The following is an 18,708-nucleotide window of genomic DNA, read 5'->3' on the forward strand; positions in this document are numbered from 1 at the left end:
CTAGGGTGCGCGCCATCGGATATTGGGGAAGCATTGCCATCATGGTTGCTGCTGTTTCACGGCGCGCGGGCCACCAGCCAGCGGAACTTCTTGCGGGCTTTGCCGTGCTGGCCGCGCTGGCCGGCATGCTGGCCTATGCGGTGCTGGACAAGGGCCGCACGCATGAGACCGGGTACAGGCTGAACGCGGGCTTTGCCCATATCGATGGCCTGTCCATCGGTTCTGACGTGCGGCTGGCCGGGATTACGGTGGGCCAGGTGGTGGCGGAACGGGTCGACCCGAAAACCTATGCCGCGCAGGTGACCTTTACCGTGCGTCCCGATATCAGGCTGCCCGATGATACGGCGGCCATCATTACCAGCGACAGCCTGCTGGGGGGCAAATACATAGCCCTCTCGCCCGGCGGGGATGAGAAGATGCTCGCCCCCGGTGGCACGATCGGCCAGACGCAGGGCACGATCAGCCTGGAGCAGCTGCTGAGCAAGTTCATCTTCTCCGTCACCGATACACTGACCAGGAACCGGCAGGACAAGGCGGCGCAGACCCCTGTCGCCCCGGCAGGGGACGCCGCGCCATGAGCCATGACGGGACGGATGACGTAACCATGCCTGAAATCTGGCCTCAGCCCGATGGCACGCCGGTCTCGTGCCGGGACAAGCTGCTGGTCCTGCGTGAAAACCATGCCGAACTGCAGGGCATCCTGCGCGATGCGTTCGAGGATGCGATCATAATGGGCGTGGACGAGGGGGCCATGCGGCGCATCCTGCACGACGTGGTGGATGGCCTGCGGAGCCCGAAGGCATGAGGCTGCCCGCGTTCTGCCTGCCCGCCCTTGTGCTTGCCACCCTGCCCGGTGCCGCCCATGCCGCCGAATGGCTGGCCCCGCCCGCCATGTACCCGCCCGATACCTGGCAGGGCCGCACGGTTGCCGTGGTGCGCGTGCTGGACAAGCTGGACGCGCATGTGCAGCAGGTCGAGATTCCGGTGGGGCAGGATGTGCCCTACAAGAGCCTGACGCTGCATGCCACGTCATGCCTCCAGCGTCCGGCCACGCTGGCGGCCGACAGTGCCGCATGGCTGGAAGTCCATGACGCGCATGAGGGCATGGCCGCCTTCCAGGGCTGGATGGCCATCGCCGAACCGTCCACCGGCGTGTTCCAGAACCCGCTCTATGACGTGCAGCTTGCCAGTTGCGGGGGGGATGCGGTCGCCCCCGTCCCGCCCCCGTTAAGTGTCGCGGCCGCGCAGGCTCCCGCCCCCGGCCCCGATGGCACGGGCGCGCCGCCCCTGCCCGATGGCAGCGTGCCGCCCGTGCCCGGCACGGCCGCGCCGGGTGGGACACCGGCGCCCCAGCCGCCGCCTGTCGCGCGCCCGCTTTCCCCGCCGCTGCCCGTGCCCCCGGCCGACCCGGCCGATGAAGGGGCCGCCCCGCTGATGCTGCATTAGAAAACAGTTTAATTTATATCGTATCAATGCTGCAGGTCTGCACAGCGCGGTTCCGGGCTTGCGCATTCCCCAGCTTTGCCGGAGGCTAGAACAACCATGAGCAAGATCTCCACCCTTCCTTCGCTCGATCGGCTGCCTCCGCCCGCCCGCGCGGCATTCCTGCTGGATTTTGATGGTACGCTGGTTGATATCGCCCCCACGCCTGAATCCGTGGTCGTGGCGCCCGGCCTGATCGATACGCTCCTGCGCCTGCGGGAAAAATGTGGCAATGCGCTGGCGGTCATATCCGGCCGGCCGATCGAGCAGATCGACCATTTCCTGCCCGGTGTGCCCTATGCGGTGGCGGGGGAACATGGCATCGCCATCCGCCATGCACCGGGCCAGCCCATCGCGCGCGCGCCGCTGCCCCCCGTGCCCCCGGCCTGGCTGGAACAGGCCGACCGGCTGGCGCAGGCCCATCCCGGCATGCGGGTCGAGCGCAAGAAGGCGGGGCTTGTGCTGCATTACCGTGGCGCGCCCGACGCGGGGGACGCGCTGGGCCGGATCGCGGATGAATGGGTGGCGGCCACGCACGGTGCCTTTCATGTGCAGGCGGCCAAGATGGCGTGGGAAATCCGCCCCGCGGGCATAGACAAGGGCCATGCGGTGGAAGCTCTCATGCAGGCGGCACCCTTTGCCGGGCGTTCCCCGATCTTTGTCGGGGATGACGTGACGGATGAGGATGGCATCCGCATGGCGGTGCATCTGGGGGGGGCGGGTTTCCGCATTCCCGCCGACTTTCCCGATCCGGCCGCCTTCCGTGGCTGGCTGGCCCGACTGGCTCAGGGGGGGGACGGCGCATGGGGCGGCTGATCATCGTTTCCAACCGCGTCCCCTCCCCGCGTGAGCGCAGCCAGCCTGCCGGTGGTCTGGCCGTAGGGCTGAAGGACGCGCTGCGGGAAGGGGAATCCCTGTGGTTCGGCTGGTCGGGCAAGCAGGTGCAGCTGCATGGGGGCGACCCCGTGCCCCGGCTGGACCGGGTCGATAACGTAACCTACGCCACCATCGACCTGACACCGCTGCAGTATGAGGGGTTTTACCAGAACTTCTCCAACGGCATCCTGTGGCCCCTGTTCCATTACCGTGTCGGGCTGATGAACTATTCCCGCACGGACTGGGAAACCTATCTGGCGGTCAACGCCATGTTCGCCCGCACGCTGCTGCCACTGCTGCGGCCCGATGACGTGATATGGGTGCACGACTACCATCTGTTCCCGCTGGGTCAGGCGCTGCGTGACCTGGGGGTGAACTGCCGCATCGGCTTCTTCCTGCACATTCCGTTCCCGCCATGGAGCCTTGTCCGCTCGCTGCCCGGCGCCGAACTGCTGCTTGAGGACATGCAGGCCTACGATCTGGTGGGCGTGCAGACCCCCGAGGATGCCGAGAACCTGAACCATTCGCTGGAAGCCAACGGCCTGCCCGCGCGCGGACAGGCCTTTCCCATCGGCATCGACCCCGATGAATTCCGTGCCCAGGCGGAAAAAAGCATGCAGGGCGAGGAAGTGGAGCGGCTGGAGGGCAGCCTGCGCGGGGCCAGGCTGGTGCTGGGGGTGGACCGGCTGGATTATTCCAAGGGCCTGCCCGAGCGGTTCCGTGGCTATGAAGCGCTGCTGGCGCGCTACCCCGAGCATCGGGGCAAGGTCACGTTCCTGCAGGTGGCCCCGATCTCTCGCGGCAGCGTGGAGGAATACCGCCAGCTGCGCCGCCAGCTGGATGAACTGACCGGGCGCATCAATGGCGCCTATTCCGAATTCGACTGGACACCGATCCGCTACATCACCCGCCCCCTTCCGCGGGAGGTGCTGGCCGGGTTCTATCGCCGGGCGGAGGCCGCGCTGATCACCCCGCTGCGCGATGGCATGAATCTGGTGGCCAAGGAATATGTCGCAGCCCAGGACCCGGCCAACCCCGGCGTGCTGATCCTGTCGCATTTCGCCGGTGCCGCGCCGGAAATGGATGAGGGAATTCTGGTCAATCCGTATGACCCGGATGAAATTGCCGATGCCCTGCACGCCGCCCTGACCATGGGGCTGGCGGAGCGGCGCACGCGCTGGCGCGCGCTGGAGCGCGAGGTCAGCAGCACCACGGCGGTAAGCTGGGCAGCCGATTTCCTGCGCGCGCTTGAAGCGGCCCCTGTCGCGGAGCGGTCGTAGGCATCATGCGACAGACTGCCCTGTTGATGGTGCTGGCTGGTTGTGCCGCCCTTGGTGTCGCGTGGTGGAGCGAACACATCCTGGGCCATGTGCCCTGCGGGCTGTGCCTGTGGGAGCGCTGGCCCTACCGTATCCTGGTGGGGTTCGGGCTGCTTGGCATGGTTCTGCCGCGTGACGTGGCGCGCGGCGCGGTGGTCATGTGCGTGCCGGTGCTGCTGGTTGCGGCGGGCCTGGGATTTATGCATGTGGGGGTGGAGCAGGGGTGGTGGCCCAGCCCGCTGCCCGAATGCCGTGCGCCCACGTTCCATGGCGGCAGTTTCGCGCAGCGTCTGGCATCCATGCCGGCACGTCCCGCCAAGCCGTGTGACGCACCGACCTATCTTCTGCCCGGCGTGCCGCTTTCCATGGCGGCACTGGGCAGTCTTTACGCGCTTGGGCTGATTCCCTTCGTGCGGCGTGGAACGCAGGTCAGGACAAGGTTCCGCGGCCGCGGCCGAAAATCAATCCAAGGATGAACAGCACGATGAAGATGAAGAACAGGACCTTGCCAAAATAGGCAAAGGTGTCAGAGATGCCGCCGAAGCCAAAGACCGCGGCGATCAGGGCCAGGACAAGGAATGTGATGGTCCAGCGTAACAGGTCCATGATCCGGTTTCCTTCAGGTAAGGGGTTGGGACAGGCGGGGCATGCCATCCGCCCCATAACAATGCGCCAGATGGGCCCCGGTTCATCACGGATGGTTATTTTGGCTGAAGCAGCGCGGGAGACCCGGACATGACGGCAGGCAGTGGTATGGCTGGTTTTCATGGTTTGTACCAGCAGGGTTTCGCGCGCGTGGCCGCCTGTACCCTGCCCGTTGCGCTGGCCGACCCGATGGAAAACGCCCGTCGCATCCACGAAGGAATCGTGGCCTGCCATCAGGCGGGGGCGGTGCTGGCCGTGTTTCCCGAACTGGGCCTGTCGGGCTACGCGATCGAGGACCTGCGCCAGCAGGACGTGCTGCTGGATCAGGTCATGGAAGCGGCGGCCTGGCTTGCACGGCAGACGGCGGGCCTGCTGCCGCTGGTGCTGGTCGGGGCGCCGGTTGTATGGGAAGGCGCGCTGTACAACTGCGCCATTGCCCTGCATGACGGGCATATCGTGGGTGTCATACCCAAGTCCTACCTGCCCAATTACCGTGAGTTCTATGAAGCCCGGCAGTTCACCGCCGGGGCCGGGCTGCGGGGCGGGCATATCATGCTGGGGGCGCGCGCGGTCCCGTTTGGCACCGACCTGCTGTTCAGGGCGCGGGGCGTGCGCGGACTGGTGATCGCCGCTGAACTGTGTGAGGACATGTGGGTGCCCCAGCCACCCGCCGTCCATGCCGCCCTTGCGGGGGCCACGGTCATTGCCAACCTGTCCGCCAGCAACATCACGGTGGGCAAGGCGCGTACGCGCACGCTGCTGTGCCAGTCCCATTCCGCACGCTGCCTGTGCGCCTATGTCTATGCCGCGGCGGGGGAGGGTGAATCCACCACCGATGTGGCATGGGACGGGCAGGCCTCGATCTTTGAAAACGGTGTGACCCTGGCGCAGAGCGCGCGCTTTCCCACCGGGCTGGTCACGCTGCTGGCGGATGTGGATCTGGACCTGCTGCGTCAGGAACGGCTGCGCATGGGCACCTTTGCCGATAACCGCGCCCATGTGGCGGCGGCGGCGGAGTGGCGGTCTGTCGAACTGGTCCTGAGCCCGCCGGCCACCGATCTGGGCCTGAAGCGCGCCATCCCCCGTTTTCCGTTCGTGCCCAGCGATCCGGCGCTGCTGGACCAGGACTGCTACGAAGCCTTTACCATCCAGGTTACCGCCCTGAAGCGGCGGGTACTGGCATCGCGGGCGAAGACGCTGGTGATCGGGGTCTCGGGCGGGCTGGATTCCACGCATGCCCTGCTGGTCGCGGCGCGTGCGGCCGATGAATGCGGGCTGGGGCGGCAGGCGGTGCTGGGCTACACCATGCCCGGTTTTGGCACCAGCGGCGGCACGCGCGACAATGCGCATGAACTCATGGCCGCCCTTGGCGTGCAGGCGCATGAGATTGACATCCGCCCCGCAGCGCGCCTCATGCTTGAACAGATGGGCCATCCCTTTGCCGGGGGGGAGGCCGTGTATGATGTCACGTTCGAGAACGTGCAGGCGGGCCTGCGCACCGATTTCCTGTTCCGCCTGGCCAACCAGTCCGGTGGCATCGTGATTGGCACGGGTGACCTGTCGGAACTGGCGCTGGGGTGGTGTACCTATGGCGTGGGTGACCAGATGGCGCATTACAACGTCAATGCCGGGCTGCCCAAGACGCTGATCCAGCACCTGATCCGCTGGGTCATGGCCCATGGGCGGGAGACGGCGCGGACCTGTACCGTGCTGGACGCCATCCTTGCCACCGAGATCTCGCCCGAACTGGTGCCCGCCACGGCGGGGCAGGCGGTGCAGAGCACGGAATCGCTTATCGGCCCCTACGCGCTGCATGATTTCACGCTGTTCCATGTGCTGCGTTACGGATTCCGCCCCTCGAAAATCGCCTTCATGGCGCTGCATGCCTGGGGGGATGCCGCGCGCGGGGACTGGCCGCCGGGATTCCCCGAAGGGGGCAGGAAGGTCTATGCCCTGTCGGAAATCCGGCACTGGCTGGGGGTTTTCCTTAACCGGTTCTTCGGTTTCAGCCAGTTCAAGCGCTCGGCCATGCCCAACGGGCCAAAGGTACTGGCTGGTGGCGCGCTCTCGCCGCGTGGCGACTGGCGCGCGCCATCGGATGGCAATGCCCGCATCTGGGTGGAGGAGCTTGAAAGCCGCGTGCCGACGGACTGAACCAATCGGGGTCCGATTCCGAATTTCTTAACCCATTCCTGACAAATACGGTCCTGAAAGCTTCCCGGCTCACGCTGCGGTCACGACAGCACGGGCGGTGGCACAGAAGCGGCGCGATGGGGCGGTAACATGGCCTGATCCCCAGCGTGCAGGAAGGAATGAATTGCATGATGGGATACGTGACCGTAACCGGGGCCACAGGGCTTACGCTTGATGTCAATCCGGATAGCAGCGACATCATACTGGCGCTGAAGACCGTTGGGGAAGAAGCCGCGCTGAGCCAGCTTGACCAGTTTGCGGTGAATGAGGATGTCACGGGCACGGAGATCGTGTCCCTCAAGGGTGATTTCAGTGACAGTGCCTTTCAGGAAGCGCGTCTTCTCGGGGTGGCCGGGATTGATTACGGCATGGACGACGCGGCCGGTCCCCTGCTGCAGGAAATTACCTCGGGCGGCAGCTATGACGTGACAGGCCGCGCGGTCGAGATCGGCAGCACCACCGCCACCGTGCTTGACCAGCAGCTTTTCCTGTACGGCGGCAGCAATGCCACCGACGTGGTGGATGGCGATGCCGGGACGGTGGACTATCATGCCGGTTCAGGCAGCGTGAATTACGACGCGGCGGGTGGGGATACGCTGTTCTTCAGCGGCAGGCCCAGCGATGACGTCAACCTGATGGCCGGGTCCGATACCGTCTATGCCTTTGACAGCACGCCCACGGTCACGGGGGACTGGGATGCGGCGGGCAGTACCACGGCGCTCTTTAACGGTGCGGGCACGACCCTTACCGCCATTGATGGCGAAGTGGTTCAGGATATCAGCCATTCCACCATCAATGCCTTTGTCAACACCACGTTTTTTGAAGATGAGGGCGCCCAGGTCAACATCATCCAGGATGGCCTGGCCGATACCATCAATGGTGACGGGGCCCTGGCGGTGGAATCGGTCAGCGGCAGTTCCATTACGGCGGATAGCGGCCTGAGTGTGACCGGGGGCAGCGGGGACACGATTTCGGCCAGTGCCTCCGCCCTGCTGTCCGGCGTGGATGACAGCACGATTTCAGTCAGTGTGCCGGGCACGCTGCAGTTCATCAACGGGGCCAGTGGCATTGCAGATACCGTGACCGGGGGCAATGCCACCATTTTTGGCACGGCGGGACTGGACCTGACTGCCAGTACCTCCGGCACCACCACCTATTATGCCAGTAGCGGCAACGAGACGCTTGATGGCGGCCTGTCCACGGGCAGGCTCTATGCGGTGGCCGGTAGCGGGAATGACACGCTGGTTGGGGGCAGCGGGCAGGACACGCTTCAGGCGGGAACGGGGAACGACTTGCTCAAGGCCGGTAGCGGTACGACGGAATTCGACTTCATCAAGGGCAAGGACGGGGGCAATGACCTGATCCAGGATTTTGGCAAGTCGGCCGCCAATGTCGTCAACCTGTCCGGCTTTGATGCGACTCCGGCCACCATCCAGTCCATGCTGGATAACGCAACCATTGCCGGGGGCAATACGACCATAAGCCTGGGTGACAGCACCAAAATCACCTTTGTGGGTGTTACGGACCTGAAAGTACAGAATTTCAAGAGCTGAAAAGACAGGCGGGCGGTACGTCCCCTGCCTGCGTGCAGGGATGGGACGCCGCCCGTCATGATGGCCTGATAGCGGAGAACGGGCCTGTCGGGCGGAAAGATTCAATTCCGATATGAATTTTCCGTACTGGCCATTTCTGCCCATCCATACGGGCATTTCTGTCATGGATGGCGTTCTTGCTGATGACATCAACAAGAATTTTTATGTGATAACAAAAAATTGCTGGTCTAACCCCGATCAGCGGGTTACAAGCCGCGTCCATCCCGCCCGGAGGATGGCACAAGCCCTTGTCCAATGCGGGTCACGGATATTTTCGAGAGTCGTTTTTAGCCAGCAGGGAGCAGGCCGTTCCGATGAGTAAAGCCTTCATTGCAGCCGTTATACAGGATTCGATCGATTGTACCGGCGTCGCTGCCAATCAGGCTGCTGCTGACCTGATTCAGGCCATTGTCAAGGAACTCAAGCGTGAGGGTGGTTTCACGCTGCCGTCATTCGGCACGTTTACCGTCAAGAAAACCAAGGCGCGTCAGGCACTCAACCCCCGCACGGGTGAGCCGGTGAAGGTCAAGGCCGGCAAGACGGTACGCTTCAAGGCCAGTCCGAACCTGAAAAAGGCGGTCTGAATAGGGTAAGGCCGCCCGGCCATCATGCCGGGCAGCCCATCGGGTCAGGTGAACCAGACCGAAAGTGAGCGCACGCCCTGTGCGCCACGGATCAGCACGCCCTGGATATCCGCCGTGGCGGAGGGACCGCTCATCAGCACGCCATAATTGGCGGACCGGAATTCCGGCCGCTGCTGGTAGGCGGTGTGCATGTTGGCCGTCAGTTCACTGGCGGACAGCAGCACCACGATATGCTGCCCCAGATGCGCGAATGAATTGATCGGCAGCTGGGCCTCGCTCAGGAAAATGGACCCCATCTCCGCAATGCCGAAGGGCGCGCGCACCACGGTCACGTCAATCATGGCCGCGTCCTGCGGTGTCCTGATCTTCTCCACCGGCAGGGTGCCACGGGCTTCGGGCACGTTGGAGCAGATGATCTTCGCATCGGGATGGCGGCGCGCGATGGCTTCATCCAGCGTCTCGCCCGGTGTTGCCGGTTCCAGCACATCGCCGCCCAGTATCTTCAGGCTGGCAATGAAGCGTTCCCGGCTGGCATCCATGTCGCCCAGTGTTGCAACCGGTGGCAGCGGATGGTTTTCGGGCGTGGGGCGATTGGCCCGCAACGCCTGCAGGATCTCGTCGCGTGCGCTCATTTCTTGGCCTCCGGTGTACCCTCTTTGCCGGGCTTGCGGTTCTTGCGGTACCAGTCATTGAAGGTCTGCTTGACCGGATGGGGGTTTTCGCGGTGCCTGCCCCACGGGTTCAGCCAGTTATACAGCACGAAGCGCGGCATGGTGCTGAGTGATACCTCGGTCGCCTTGATGGCGGCGCGGTACAGCTTGGGCTGGCCCATGAGCTTGCCCGCCATGTGCATGATCTCACGCTTGACGAAGGGCATTTCATGGTGCTGCACCAGCACGCGGCGCCATTTGTAAAGCTGCTCGTGAATGTTGATCTTGACCGGGCAGACATTGGTGCAGCTTCCGTTCAGCGTGGAGGCGTAGGGAAGCGTGCTGTATTTGCGCTCGTTGAAGGTGGGGTCGATGATCGCGCCGATCGGGCCGGAATACACCGCGCCATAGGATAGCCCGCCAGAGCGGCGGTAGACCGGGCACGTATTCATGCACGCGCCACAGCGGATGCATTTGAGCGAGGTCCAGAAATCTTCCATCCCCAGGCGGGCGGAACGGCCATTGTCCACCAGCACCACATGCATCTCGCCCCCCTTCTGCGGGCCACGGAAATGGGTGGTGTACTGCGTGATGGGGGAACCCAGCGCACTGCGGGAAAGCAGGCGCACGAACACGCCCAGATCGGCCATGCGCGGCACGAGGCGTTCGATGCCGATGGTGGCGATGTGCAGGTTGGGCACCGTCGCACTCAGGTCGGCATTGCCTTCGTTGGTGCACACGACAAAGGTGCCGGTCTCCGCCACCACGAAATTGCCGCCGGTCATGCCCGAATCGGCGCCCAGTATGACCGGGCGCGCGGCCTGGCGCTGGGCTTCGGCCAGCAGGTGCGGGTCCCGGATGTTCGGGTCGGTGTTGTAGTCCTTGGCGAATATCTTCGCCACGTCCGATGTCAGCTTGTGTACGGCGGGCACCACGATGTGGCTGGGCAGCTGGTCATCAAGCTGCTGGATGCGTTCGCCCAGATCCGTCTCGGTCACGCGCACGCCCTGTTTTTCAAGATAGGGCCGCATGTCACATTCCTCGGTGACCATGGACTTGCTCTTGATCAGGTTGTGCGCGCCATGGGCCTTCAGGATCTCGCCCACGATGCGGTTGTGCTCCGCCCCGTCGCGCGCCCAGTGGACATGGATGCCGTTCTTCTTCGCGTTTTCCTCGAACTGCTCAAGGTATTCGGGCAGGCGGGAGAGCGTGTGTTCCTTGATGCGCGAAGCCTCCTCGCGCAGTTCCTGCCATTCGGGCAGGATGTGCATCTGGGCATCGCGCTTCTGGCGCATGTCCCACAGGCGTTCATCATGGAACTGCAGGTGGGGCTTGTCTTCCAGGAAGTGTTCCGCCGCCCTGGCGTGATTGACGGGCCGTTCGCTCATTGCGCTGCTCCGTTCAGGATCTGTGCGATATGGATGAAGCGGATGGGTACGCCCGCGCGTTCCGCGCAGCCCTGCTGGTGCATCATGCACGAGGAATCGGCCGAGACGATGTATTCCGCTCCCGCCTCGTGGTGATCGCGCACCTTGTCCAGACCCATCTGCGAGGACACGGCTTCTTCCGTGACCGAGAAGGTGCCACCGAAGCCACAGCATTCATCCGGCCGCCTGGGGGTGACGAAGCGGATGCCCCTGACCTTGCCCAGCAGGTCCATCGGCTTGGAGAAGGGCTTTTCCCCCAGTTCGGACATGCTGGCCGTGCGCAGCGCGCGCAGCGTGCCGCAGCTGTTGTGCAGGCCCACGGTGTGGTTGAACTCGGCCCATGGAAAGGCATCGACCTTCAGGATGTCATGGAGGAATTCCACCAGTTCGAAGGTATTCTCGCGCACATGGCGGACTTCATCCGTCTGCTCGATCGCATCGAAATTGTCGCGGACATGATGCGTGCAGCTGCCCGAGGGCATGACGATCTTGTCGTATTTGGCAAAGTTGCGGACAAACAGGGCTTCCGCCGCCGCCGCATCCGAATTGCACCCGGAATTGCCCATGGGCTGGCCACAGCAGGTCTGGTCCAGCGGATATTCAACATCCTGCCCCAGCTTTTCCAGCAGTTCCAGCGTGGCAATTCCTGCCTCGGGGTAGAATGCGTCGATATAACATGGAACGAACAGGCCGATTTTCATTGTTGGGCACTCATCCTCAGCACGATTGGCGCGAAACGTGGCGCAAGCTATGTTATTTCGTCAAATATATATTGAAAGACGATCCCATATATAATTTATATGCGGCATGGATCTAAGGCATTTACGTTATTTTGTGGCCGTTGCCGAGAACGGAAGCTTCACGCGTGCTGCAGAGCAGCTAGGCATAGAACAGCCCCCTCTGAGCCAGCAGATCAAGCATCTGGAAAATGAACTGGGTGTACTGCTGTTCCAGCGGCTGACGCGCGGGGTCCGGCTGACCGATGTGGGGCTGGTACTGCTGGACCAGGCGCGCGCCCTGCTGGGCATGCAGCAGCAGTTCGTGGCCACCGCCCATGGTCTGGCGCGTGGCGAGAAGGGGCATATCCGCGTGGGGCTGGCCGGTGCGGTATCGCTGCTGCCCATGATCCCGCTGACCGTGCGGCGGTTCCGCGAACTCTGGCCCGATGTCACGATCTATCTTGAGGAAAGCAACACCCCCGCCCTGCGCAAGGGGCTGCATGACCGCGCCATCGACATTGCCATCGTCCGCCCCCCCGTGCCCGATGGTGCGGGGCTGCTGGTTTCTCCCCTGCTGGAGGAGGAGACGGTCGTGGCCCTGCCCAAGGGGCACAAGCTGGCCATCCACCGGCATCTGGAACTGGACATGCTGGCGGATGAGCCCTTCATCATCTTCCCGCGTGAACTGGGGCCGGGCTTTCATGATGCCATCCTGTCCGCCTGCCATAATGCCGGCTTTACGCCGCGCATGGGCCAGCAGGCGCCGCAGATCGCCTCCACCGTACCGCTGGTGGCGGCCGGGCTTGGGGTATCGGTCGTGCCGCGTTCACTACACCAGATCCATTCCGGTGGCGTGACCTATCATTCACTGGGGGCGAAGGCGCCGCGCGCGGAACTGGCCATTGCCATGCGGGCGGGCCAGCATGTGCCGCTGCTGTCCAATTTCATTTCCACACTGCGGGCCTGCTGCCGTGACATGCATGCGGGCGCGCAGGCCGACCTGTCCCGGGGGGACCGGGGGGACGAAACCTAGCCGCCCCATCCATCATACGGGAAATGCCACAGGTTTTCGGGCTTGGCCTTGCGGGCCATGCAGTGTGCTGACGTGACGCCGGGGCCTTAGAGGTTATATTGTTTTCTTAACTCGTCTTCAAAGCCACGACTGTTCGGTTTCTTCCTTTTTGCGGCTTCGGCCTTGGCTTTTTCTGCATCTTCCTGATCTATTTTTGCCATATCTTTTTTATATTCACCGCTAATGAAATATATGAAAATATGATATGTAAAACGGATTGTATACACAATAATTCTGAATAAAAATGGAATGAAAAGGCCCAGAAATACAAGTAAAAAAGCAAATATTGCTTCAGAAGAAAGTATGGCTATTCCCATTTTATCCCTTTTCGTAAATACTTTTTATGCTAGAAATTTTAACATATATATTCATCGAAATCTTAATATAAACCAAAAGGGACATTTTTAAAATTATAAAATTCTGACAGTCGATCAGGCCCCGGCAGGCGCCTGTGCCACGCGGCTTTCGCGGATCAGGTCATGGATGAAAGACAGCTTGCGCAGGATCTCGGGCGTCAGCACGAAGGGATAGAAATCCGGCAGCCCCATGGAGCGGTTGAGGCTGTTGACCGCATAGGTCAGCGGCAGCCAGCCCTGCGTGATTTCGTCAAAGGACATTTCGGTATAGGGGTCACGCCGGATGCTGGTGCGTAGCGGCGGGGCATGCGCGCCCGCCGCATCAATGGAAATGCGGTAGGCCCATGCGGTTTCCAGTGTCGAGATGATGTGCAGGTAATGCGCCCATGTCTCGGCAAAGTCCTCCCACGGGTGGGATGTGGCGTAGTGGCTGACATAGCGGCCACGCCAGTCGGTGCTGGACGGCGTATTGTAATGGGCCTGCAGGCTTGCGGCGTAGTCCTGTCGTTCATCGCCAAACACCGCGCGGCAGGCGTCCAGCCGGTCCGGCCTGGCATCGCGGATCAGAACGTTCCAGTAATAATGCCCGATCTCGTGGCGGAAATGGCCCAGCAGGGTGCGGTAGTATTCCCCCATTTCCTGGCGCATTTTCTCGCGCTGGGCATCATCCGTCTCGTTCATGGCGATGGTGATGATGCCATTCATGTGGCCGGTCATGGCGGGCGTGCCATCGGGCTGGCTGTCCAGAAAGTCGAAGGCCAGCCCGTTTGCCGGGTCTTCGCGCCGGTTGCGCATGGGCAGGCCCAGACGCAGCAGGGTATAGAACAGCCGGTGCTTGGCCACTTCCAGCTTCTGCCACCGCGCGATGTTGCCCGGCACCGACAGGTTGGGAATGGTGCGGTTGAAGCTGCACGCAATACAGTAGACCTGCCTCGGCTCGGCCAGCCAGTTGCACGCGCTATGGGCATTGTTGGCGCACAGGGCGCGGGGTGTGTGGTGCGCACCCGCGCCCAGCGGCCGCCACAGCCCGTCGCCCATCGCATCCAGTGCATACAGTTCGGTATCCTGTGGCAGGTAGCCCAGCGTATGGCCACAGCGTTCGCAGGCCGTATTCTCGAAAAACAGGACCTGTTCGCACGACTGGCAGAAAAACAGCTTCATGAGGAGATATGGGTTCGCCGCAGGGGGGAGCGGGCATTGGTAGCGGGGGGCAGGGGAATGGTTTCCATCACCGCCTCGAATGTGGCCACGCAGTGGTCCAGCAGCCCGCTTACGGGGGCGGCCTGATGGGGGGCGGCCGCCACGGCCAGGGGTACATGGCCCTGTGCCGCCAGCAGGCCCGATGTCGTATCCAGCCCGATCCATCCCGCGCCGGGCACGTATGCCTGCGCCCAGGCATGCAGTTCACCGCCATACTGCCCCGGCGCACCGGCACGCGGCTGGAGCAGGTAGCCGGACACGAAGCGTGCGGCAACGCCCAGCCCGCGCAGTACCGCGATCAGCAGCCATGCACTGTCCCGGCATGAACCGGCACCGTTGCGCAGGGTTTCCTCCGGTGACCATACGCCCGCCTCAAGCCGGATGCGGTAGGTGACGCGGGTGGCGATGGCGCGCGTCAGTTCCACCAGCATCTCCAGCGTGGGGCGCGGCAGGGTGGCGCGCCACGTCCGTACCAGCGCATCCAGCAGCGGGGTGGGGCTGCCGGGCGGGCAGGCGGGCTGCAGGTAGGGGGCCAGGGCGGGGTCAGCACTCCTGTCCGGTGCCGGCGCGGGCCACAGGCGGGCCGCCGGGGCGATGGTGAAATGGAAGGGATTGGTGGGCGTCTGGTCCGTGGCAAGGCGGATGGTAATGTCGAAATGCGTGACCTGCCGGGTAAAGGTGACGCGGGCGATCCGGTTGCCGAAAGGATCGTGCTCCCATGTACAGCCATGCGGCGTGGGGCTTATGTCCATGCTGTAGGACAGCACGCCCGGACAGTCGGGCACGGGATGCAGGCGGATTGTCTGGGGACCAAGGTGAACGGGCCGGTCGTAGCGGTAGCGTGTGTGGTGGACCAGCATGGCATGCGCGTTCATGTACTCTTGAGCCCCGGAAAACAGTCCCGCATGCCTGCCATCGAGACCCGACGATGGTACGGTTCGGACATGGTTGCAGTGTGCCGCCCCCACGCTATCAGGATTGGCGGTGGCAGCAATATCGTATTTTTCAGCGATTTGCGCCCGAAAGGGAAGGTCGGGCAAGATTCGTTCTTGGCAAGAGACGATTTTCTTGCTCCCGTAGTCATGGATCGAAATGATTAACGGCAGGTGGGTGGATATGATTCCTTCGCCCCTGATCCACCTCCATTCCAGCGGGGGTAGGGCATGAATGACATGAAAATGGCGGCACAGGCGGCCGGGCTGTTCGCGACGTATGACGTTCCGGATTTTTTCTGTGAACTGCTCAACCGCAGGGACATCCCGCCCCCCGGCCTGCAACTGGTGCGCGAGCGCCTGGCGCGTTTCGATCTGGCTGAACTGCGCCGCAGGGCGGCGGCGGTGGAAGCCCAGTTCTACCGCCTGGGCATTACCTTTACCGTCTATTCCGACCGCGAGGCGATCGACCGCGTCCTGCCCTTCGACGTCATCCCCCGCGTGCTGACCGCGGCCGAGTGGGATCATGTGGAACGCGGCGTGCAGCAGCGCGTGCAGGCGATCAACCTGTTCCTGCATGACATCTATCACGACCGCCATATCCTGCGAGATAACGTGGTGCCGGCGGATCTGGTGCTGGGCAATTCCAATTACTGTCAGGCCATGGTGGGGCTGGATGTGCCCGGCGGGGTTTACGTGCACATCAACGGCACCGACCTTGTGCGCGACCGCGATGGCCGTTTCCTGGTGCTGGAGGACAATGCCCGCACCCCCTCGGGTGTGTCCTACGTGCTGGAGGACCGGCAGATGATGCTGCGCCTCATGCCCGACCTTGCCACCGGGCTGGACATCCGCCCGGTGGATGAATACGGCCCCCGCCTGCACCGCGCGCTGGCGGAGGTCGCCCCTACGGGCGTTGCGGACCCGCAGGTGGTCCTGCTTTCGCCGGGCATCTACAACGCCGCGTATTTCGAACATGTGTTCCTGGCGCGCGAGATGGGCATTCCGCTTGTCGAGGGCCGCGACCTCATGGTGGAGGACGGGCGCGTCTACATGCGCACGGTGGGCGGCCCGCGGCCGGTCCATTCCATCTACCGCAGGCTCAATGACGACTTCCTTGACCCGCTGGTCTTCAACCCCGACAGCCTGCTGGGCGTGCCGGGACTGGTGGATGCCTACCGCCGGGGCAACGTGACGCTGGCCAATGCCCTTGGCACCGGCGTTGCCGATGACAAGGCGGTCTATGCCTACATGCCGCGCATCATCCGCTACTACCTGGACCAGGAGCCGATCCTGACCAACGTGGAAACCCATATATGTGGCGAGCCCGAGGGGCTGGCCTACACGCTGGCCAACCTGGAGCATCTGGTGGTCAAGCCGGTGGGTGAATCCGGTGGCTACGGGCTGCTGATCGGCCCGCATGCGACACAGGCGCAGCTGGATGAATTCCGCACGCTGCTGCGTGCCGACCCGGCCAATTACATCAGCCAGCCCGTCATCAGCCTGTCCGTCTCGCCCACGCTGTGCCCGGCGGGGGTGGAGGGGCGGCATGTGGACCTGCGGCCCTTTGCCGTGACCGGGCGCGATACATGGGTCCTGCCCGGTGGCCTGTCGCGGGTCGCGCTGCGCAAGGGGTCGCTGGTGGTCAATTCCTCGCAGGGTGGCGGGGCAAAGGATACATGGGTTCTGGCATCATGACACAGGTTTCAGCCTTTCCTCCCCCGGTGCTGCCGGGCCTGCGCAACCTGCTTTCACGCTATGCCGAAAGCACGATGTGGCTGGCGCGCTACATGGAGCGCATCGAGAACATGGCGCGCCTGATCGAGGTGACCAGCACATCCGTGCAGGCCAGCAACATGGATGCGGGGTGGGACAGCGTCATCCGCATCAATGCCGATGATGCGCTGTTCTTCCAGCACCACAAGAGCGTGACCGAGCGCAGCGTGGTGTCCTTCTACATTACCGACCGCGACAACCCGGACTCCATCGTGTCCATGGCGCGTTGCGCGCGTGAGAATGCCCGCGTGCTGCGCCCGCTGATCTCGACGGAGATGTGGATGCATCTCAACGTTTTTACCCGCTGGGTCATGGAACTGGGGCCGGATGATACTGGCGCGGGATACCTGTCCACCCTGTGCACCCGGCTCAAGCAGGACTGCCAGACCCATTTCGGCATTACCGAAGGCACGCTGTACCGTGACCAGGCATGGCTGTTCTACATTCTGGGCAAGAACCTGGAACGTGCGGACCAGATCACCCGGCTGATCGACATAAAATACCATACCCTGCTGCCCAGTGGGGCGGGCGTGGGGTCGGATATCGACATGAGCCAGTGGACATCGGTCCTGCGTTCGGCGGCGGCCTATCATGCCTTTCGCCGGGTGCTGCCCGAAGGCATGACGCCAGCCAATATCGTGGGCTTCATGCTCAAGAACGACGGATTCCCACGCTCGCTTTCCGCCAGCCTGCGCAGTGTGGACTGCGCGCTGGCCTCCCTTGCGGGGGAATACCGGCTGCGCCATTGCAGCCCAAGCCAGGAGCGGGTGGAGGAACTGCGCGTGACACTGGTCGAGCAGACGGTGGAAGACATCATCATGCGCGGCCTGCATGAATACATGGACTGGATCCAGCGCCAGCTCAGGCAGATCCAGAACGATATTGCCAATGCCTTCTGGCCGCCGGTGGTGTCCGTGCAGGCATAGCGCCGCCCCGTCTGTCGGGACCGGATGAAAATTTCCGGATGCCGCCTTTATTTCAGGAAGGCGGCAGTTCCCGGCGCTTTGCGGGAAAAGCTTCGTCCGAAACGTCTGTAATTTCCAGATGCCGGAAACTGGCTGGGGCGGGAGGGTTCGAACCTCCGCATGGCGGAATCAAAATCCGCTGCCTTACCACTTGGCTACGCCCCATCAGATCACGGATCACGCGATTCGCATGATCCGGGGATCTTCTAATGTCTAAAGGGCGGTGCCGTAAAGGGGGCAGCACCCGGTACCATCATTCAGGCGGAAGGTTCCAGCGGCAGGTCGACCATCGGGTCGGTGCCCGCGTCCGGGGTGGTGCCGGCGGGGGATTGCGGGGTGACGGGCGCCAGTCCGGTAAAGCGGGCCGCGCGGTCCAGCGCCTGATCCAGGGCGGCCATGGTCAGGCCCATGTCCTGACTGTCATCCCTGTCCCAGGCGCGCAGGGTCAGGGTCCATACACCCAGCAGCGCCTGCAGGCGCACCACACCGGCAAGGCCCGCCGTGTCCAGCCCCGCGGCATCCGCAAGCCACTTCATGCTTTCCATCGTGGCCCCGCCCAGCAGGAGTGCGAGCGGCGGGTCCAGCGGCACGGCGCGCAGGACGGCGCGCACGCCCTCGCGGTACTGCTGGAATACATCAAGGCGGCGCATGATCATGTCGAACAGCTTTTCGCGCACGCTGCCTTCGGACCCGTCCTCGACCAGGGCCGCCTCATCGGCCAGCCGCCCCAGTGTCAGCAGGAGCATGGTCTTGCACCCAAAACGCTTGCGTGCGGTATCCAGGCTCAGCCCCGCCTCGCGCGCGGCGTCCACGACCGTCGTGCGGCGCCAGCCGTGCAGGGCGGCACGTTCCAGGGCGGAGCGGAGAAGGGTGGCGTCAAACTGGTCGTTATCCATAGAGGGCCTGGTCTTCCGGGTTGG

The 18,708-nt window shown here is 63.5% G+C and carries 20 protein-coding genes and 1 tRNA gene; 12 read left to right on the forward strand and 9 right to left on the reverse strand.

All coding sequences use genetic code 11. The features are described 5' to 3' along the window. Positions 1–41: 41 nt before the first annotated feature. The 6 genes from mlaD to CFR78_RS01995 all read left to right on the forward strand — a co-directional run bounded on the left by mlaD (position 42) and on the right by CFR78_RS01995 (position 4,153). Positions 42–578, forward strand: a complete 537-nt coding sequence (mlaD, locus tag CFR78_RS01970; protein ID WP_034927303.1) for an outer membrane lipid asymmetry maintenance protein MlaD — start codon at positions 42–44, stop codon at positions 576–578. After that, on the forward strand, positions 575–805 hold the full coding sequence (locus tag CFR78_RS01975; protein ID WP_034927174.1) for a hypothetical protein: 231 nt from the start codon (positions 575–577) through the stop codon (positions 803–805). Before mlaD ends, CFR78_RS01975 begins: the two co-directional genes overlap by 4 nt. Further along, positions 802–1,446 (forward strand): DUF2155 domain-containing protein, encoded by a 645-nt coding sequence (locus CFR78_RS01980; protein ID WP_110580956.1) that lies wholly within the window; start codon positions 802–804, stop codon positions 1,444–1,446. The genes CFR78_RS01975 and CFR78_RS01980 overlap by 4 nt, the downstream gene beginning before the upstream one ends. Positions 1,447–1,542: 96 nt before the next feature. Beyond that, positions 1,543–2,298, forward strand: a complete 756-nt coding sequence (gene otsB / locus CFR78_RS01985) for a trehalose-phosphatase (protein ID WP_007398804.1) — start codon at positions 1,543–1,545, stop codon at positions 2,296–2,298. Next, the gene (locus CFR78_RS01990) at positions 2,286–3,638 is read left to right on the forward strand and encodes an alpha,alpha-trehalose-phosphate synthase (UDP-forming) (protein ID WP_007398805.1); all 1,353 of its coding nucleotides are present in this window, start codon (positions 2,286–2,288) and stop codon (positions 3,636–3,638) included. The genes otsB and CFR78_RS01990 overlap by 13 nt, the downstream gene beginning before the upstream one ends. A 5-nt stretch (positions 3,639–3,643) precedes the next feature. After that, positions 3,644–4,153: a disulfide bond formation protein B gene (locus tag CFR78_RS01995; RefSeq protein WP_083824462.1), complete on the forward strand. Its 510-nt coding sequence runs from the start codon at positions 3,644–3,646 to the stop codon at positions 4,151–4,153. Here CFR78_RS01995 and CFR78_RS02000 read toward each other — a convergent pair. Continuing rightward, positions 4,107–4,283 carry a DUF1328 domain-containing protein gene (locus CFR78_RS02000; RefSeq protein ID WP_007398807.1) on the reverse strand — a complete coding sequence of 59 codons (177 nt, stop codon included), beginning with the start codon at positions 4,281–4,283 and terminating at the stop codon, positions 4,107–4,109. The genes CFR78_RS01995 and CFR78_RS02000 overlap by 47 nt on opposite strands. A gap of 129 nt (positions 4,284–4,412) precedes the next feature. On the opposite strand from CFR78_RS02000, the gene CFR78_RS02005 reads away from it, so the two are divergent. The 3 genes from CFR78_RS02005 to CFR78_RS02015 all read left to right on the forward strand — a co-directional run bounded on the left by CFR78_RS02005 (position 4,413) and on the right by CFR78_RS02015 (position 8,691). After that, positions 4,413–6,476 (forward strand): NAD(+) synthase, encoded by a 2,064-nt coding sequence (locus tag CFR78_RS02005; RefSeq protein ID WP_034927179.1) that lies wholly within the window; start codon positions 4,413–4,415, stop codon positions 6,474–6,476. A 167-nt stretch (positions 6,477–6,643) separates the two neighbouring features. Further along, a complete protein-coding gene (locus tag CFR78_RS02010; RefSeq protein WP_181417474.1) occupies positions 6,644–8,068 on the forward strand; it encodes a calcium-binding protein in 1,425 nt (474 codons plus the stop codon). Positions 8,069–8,421: 353 nt separating this feature from the next. Continuing rightward, on the forward strand, positions 8,422–8,691 hold the full coding sequence (locus CFR78_RS02015; protein ID WP_007398811.1) for an HU family DNA-binding protein: 270 nt from the start codon (positions 8,422–8,424) through the stop codon (positions 8,689–8,691). A gap of 44 nt (positions 8,692–8,735) precedes the next feature. Here the strand turns inward: CFR78_RS02015 and CFR78_RS02020 are convergent, their stop codons facing one another. Genes CFR78_RS02020 through CFR78_RS02030 form a run of 3 tightly spaced genes read right to left on the reverse strand, consistent with a single transcriptional unit; the run spans position 8,736 to position 11,469 of the window. Then, entirely contained in the window at positions 8,736–9,323 is a 588-nt protein-coding gene (locus CFR78_RS02020) for a LutC/YkgG family protein (RefSeq protein ID WP_034927182.1), read from the reverse strand. Continuing rightward, on the reverse strand, positions 9,320–10,729 hold the full coding sequence (locus CFR78_RS02025; RefSeq protein WP_007398813.1) for a lactate utilization protein B: 1,410 nt from the start codon (positions 10,727–10,729) through the stop codon (positions 9,320–9,322). Before CFR78_RS02025 ends, CFR78_RS02020 begins: the two co-directional genes overlap by 4 nt. After that, a complete protein-coding gene (locus CFR78_RS02030) occupies positions 10,726–11,469 on the reverse strand; it encodes a (Fe-S)-binding protein (RefSeq protein ID WP_007398814.1) in 744 nt (247 codons plus the stop codon). Before CFR78_RS02030 ends, CFR78_RS02025 begins: the two co-directional genes overlap by 4 nt. Before the next feature lie 106 nt (positions 11,470–11,575). Here CFR78_RS02030 and CFR78_RS02035 point away from each other — a divergent pair, with 106 nt between their 5' ends. Beyond that, entirely contained in the window at positions 11,576–12,520 is a 945-nt protein-coding gene (locus CFR78_RS02035) for a LysR family transcriptional regulator (protein WP_034927185.1), read from the forward strand. Between the two features lie 86 nt (positions 12,521–12,606). On the opposite strand, the gene CFR78_RS16180 is transcribed toward CFR78_RS02035, so the two are convergent. The 3 genes from CFR78_RS16180 to CFR78_RS02050 all read right to left on the reverse strand — a co-directional run bounded on the left by CFR78_RS16180 (position 12,607) and on the right by CFR78_RS02050 (position 14,990). Continuing rightward, complete coding sequence (locus tag CFR78_RS16180) at positions 12,607–12,876, reverse strand: hypothetical protein (RefSeq protein ID WP_172459697.1); 270 nt, start codon at positions 12,874–12,876, stop codon at positions 12,607–12,609. Positions 12,877–12,990: 114 nt separating this feature from the next. Further along, the gene (locus CFR78_RS02045; RefSeq protein WP_110580957.1) at positions 12,991–14,076 is read right to left on the reverse strand and encodes a zinc-binding metallopeptidase family protein; all 1,086 of its coding nucleotides are present in this window, start codon (positions 14,074–14,076) and stop codon (positions 12,991–12,993) included. Next, entirely contained in the window at positions 14,073–14,990 is a 918-nt protein-coding gene (locus tag CFR78_RS02050) for a transglutaminase family protein (RefSeq protein ID WP_034927190.1), read from the reverse strand. Before CFR78_RS02050 ends, CFR78_RS02045 begins: the two co-directional genes overlap by 4 nt. 288 nt (positions 14,991–15,278) lie before the next feature. Between CFR78_RS02050 and CFR78_RS02055 the strand changes: the two genes are divergently transcribed. Then, complete coding sequence (locus CFR78_RS02055; RefSeq protein WP_007398819.1) at positions 15,279–16,745, forward strand: circularly permuted type 2 ATP-grasp protein; 1,467 nt, start codon at positions 15,279–15,281, stop codon at positions 16,743–16,745. Beyond that, entirely contained in the window at positions 16,727–17,749 is a 1,023-nt protein-coding gene (locus CFR78_RS02060) for an alpha-E domain-containing protein (RefSeq protein ID WP_034927193.1), read from the forward strand. The genes CFR78_RS02055 and CFR78_RS02060 overlap by 19 nt, the downstream gene beginning before the upstream one ends. A 129-nt stretch (positions 17,750–17,878) precedes the next feature. Here CFR78_RS02060 and CFR78_RS02065 read toward each other — a convergent pair. Both CFR78_RS02065 and CFR78_RS02070 read right to left on the reverse strand, forming a co-directional pair. Next, positions 17,879–17,953: transfer RNA gene (locus CFR78_RS02065), tRNA-Gln, on the reverse strand. A 92-nt stretch (positions 17,954–18,045) separates the two neighbouring features. Further along, positions 18,046–18,684, reverse strand: coding sequence for a hypothetical protein (locus CFR78_RS02070; RefSeq protein ID WP_007398821.1), 639 nt, complete (start codon positions 18,682–18,684; stop codon positions 18,046–18,048). Positions 18,685–18,708 lie beyond the last annotated feature (24 nt).

The organism is Komagataeibacter rhaeticus (genome assembly GCF_003207855.1).
GTDB classification, from domain to species: domain Bacteria; phylum Pseudomonadota; class Alphaproteobacteria; order Acetobacterales; family Acetobacteraceae; genus Komagataeibacter; species Komagataeibacter rhaeticus.

Bases quoted from the DNA above. Each gene is read 5' to 3' on its own strand.
- mlaD (WP_034927303.1), top strand. From the start codon at position 42: ATGGTTGCTGCTGTTTCACGGCGCGCGGGCCACCAGCCAGCGGAACTT.
- CFR78_RS01975 (WP_034927174.1), top strand. From the start codon at position 575: ATGAGCCATGACGGGACGGATGACGTAACCATGCCTGAAATCTGGCCT.
- CFR78_RS01980 (WP_110580956.1), top strand. From the start codon at position 802: ATGAGGCTGCCCGCGTTCTGCCTGCCCGCCCTTGTGCTTGCCACCCTG.
- otsB (WP_007398804.1), top strand. From the start codon at position 1,543: ATGAGCAAGATCTCCACCCTTCCTTCGCTCGATCGGCTGCCTCCGCCC.
- CFR78_RS01990 (WP_007398805.1), top strand. From the start codon at position 2,286: ATGGGGCGGCTGATCATCGTTTCCAACCGCGTCCCCTCCCCGCGTGAG.
- CFR78_RS01995 (WP_083824462.1), top strand. From the start codon at position 3,644: ATGCGACAGACTGCCCTGTTGATGGTGCTGGCTGGTTGTGCCGCCCTT.
- CFR78_RS02000 (WP_007398807.1), bottom strand. From the start codon at position 4,283: ATGGACCTGTTACGCTGGACCATCACATTCCTTGTCCTGGCCCTGATC.
- CFR78_RS02005 (WP_034927179.1), top strand. From the start codon at position 4,413: ATGACGGCAGGCAGTGGTATGGCTGGTTTTCATGGTTTGTACCAGCAG.
- CFR78_RS02010 (WP_181417474.1), top strand. From the start codon at position 6,644: ATGATGGGATACGTGACCGTAACCGGGGCCACAGGGCTTACGCTTGAT.
- CFR78_RS02015 (WP_007398811.1), top strand. From the start codon at position 8,422: ATGAGTAAAGCCTTCATTGCAGCCGTTATACAGGATTCGATCGATTGT.
- CFR78_RS02020 (WP_034927182.1), bottom strand. From the start codon at position 9,323: ATGAGCGCACGCGACGAGATCCTGCAGGCGTTGCGGGCCAATCGCCCC.
- CFR78_RS02025 (WP_007398813.1), bottom strand. From the start codon at position 10,729: ATGAGCGAACGGCCCGTCAATCACGCCAGGGCGGCGGAACACTTCCTG.
- CFR78_RS02030 (WP_007398814.1), bottom strand. From the start codon at position 11,469: ATGAAAATCGGCCTGTTCGTTCCATGTTATATCGACGCATTCTACCCC.
- CFR78_RS02035 (WP_034927185.1), top strand. From the start codon at position 11,576: ATGGATCTAAGGCATTTACGTTATTTTGTGGCCGTTGCCGAGAACGGA.
- CFR78_RS16180 (WP_172459697.1), bottom strand. From the start codon at position 12,876: ATGGGAATAGCCATACTTTCTTCTGAAGCAATATTTGCTTTTTTACTT.
- CFR78_RS02045 (WP_110580957.1), bottom strand. From the start codon at position 14,076: ATGAAGCTGTTTTTCTGCCAGTCGTGCGAACAGGTCCTGTTTTTCGAG.
- CFR78_RS02050 (WP_034927190.1), bottom strand. From the start codon at position 14,990: ATGAACGCGCATGCCATGCTGGTCCACCACACACGCTACCGCTACGAC.
- CFR78_RS02055 (WP_007398819.1), top strand. From the start codon at position 15,279: ATGAATGACATGAAAATGGCGGCACAGGCGGCCGGGCTGTTCGCGACG.
- CFR78_RS02060 (WP_034927193.1), top strand. From the start codon at position 16,727: ATGGGTTCTGGCATCATGACACAGGTTTCAGCCTTTCCTCCCCCGGTG.
- CFR78_RS02070 (WP_007398821.1), bottom strand. From the start codon at position 18,684: ATGGATAACGACCAGTTTGACGCCACCCTTCTCCGCTCCGCCCTGGAA.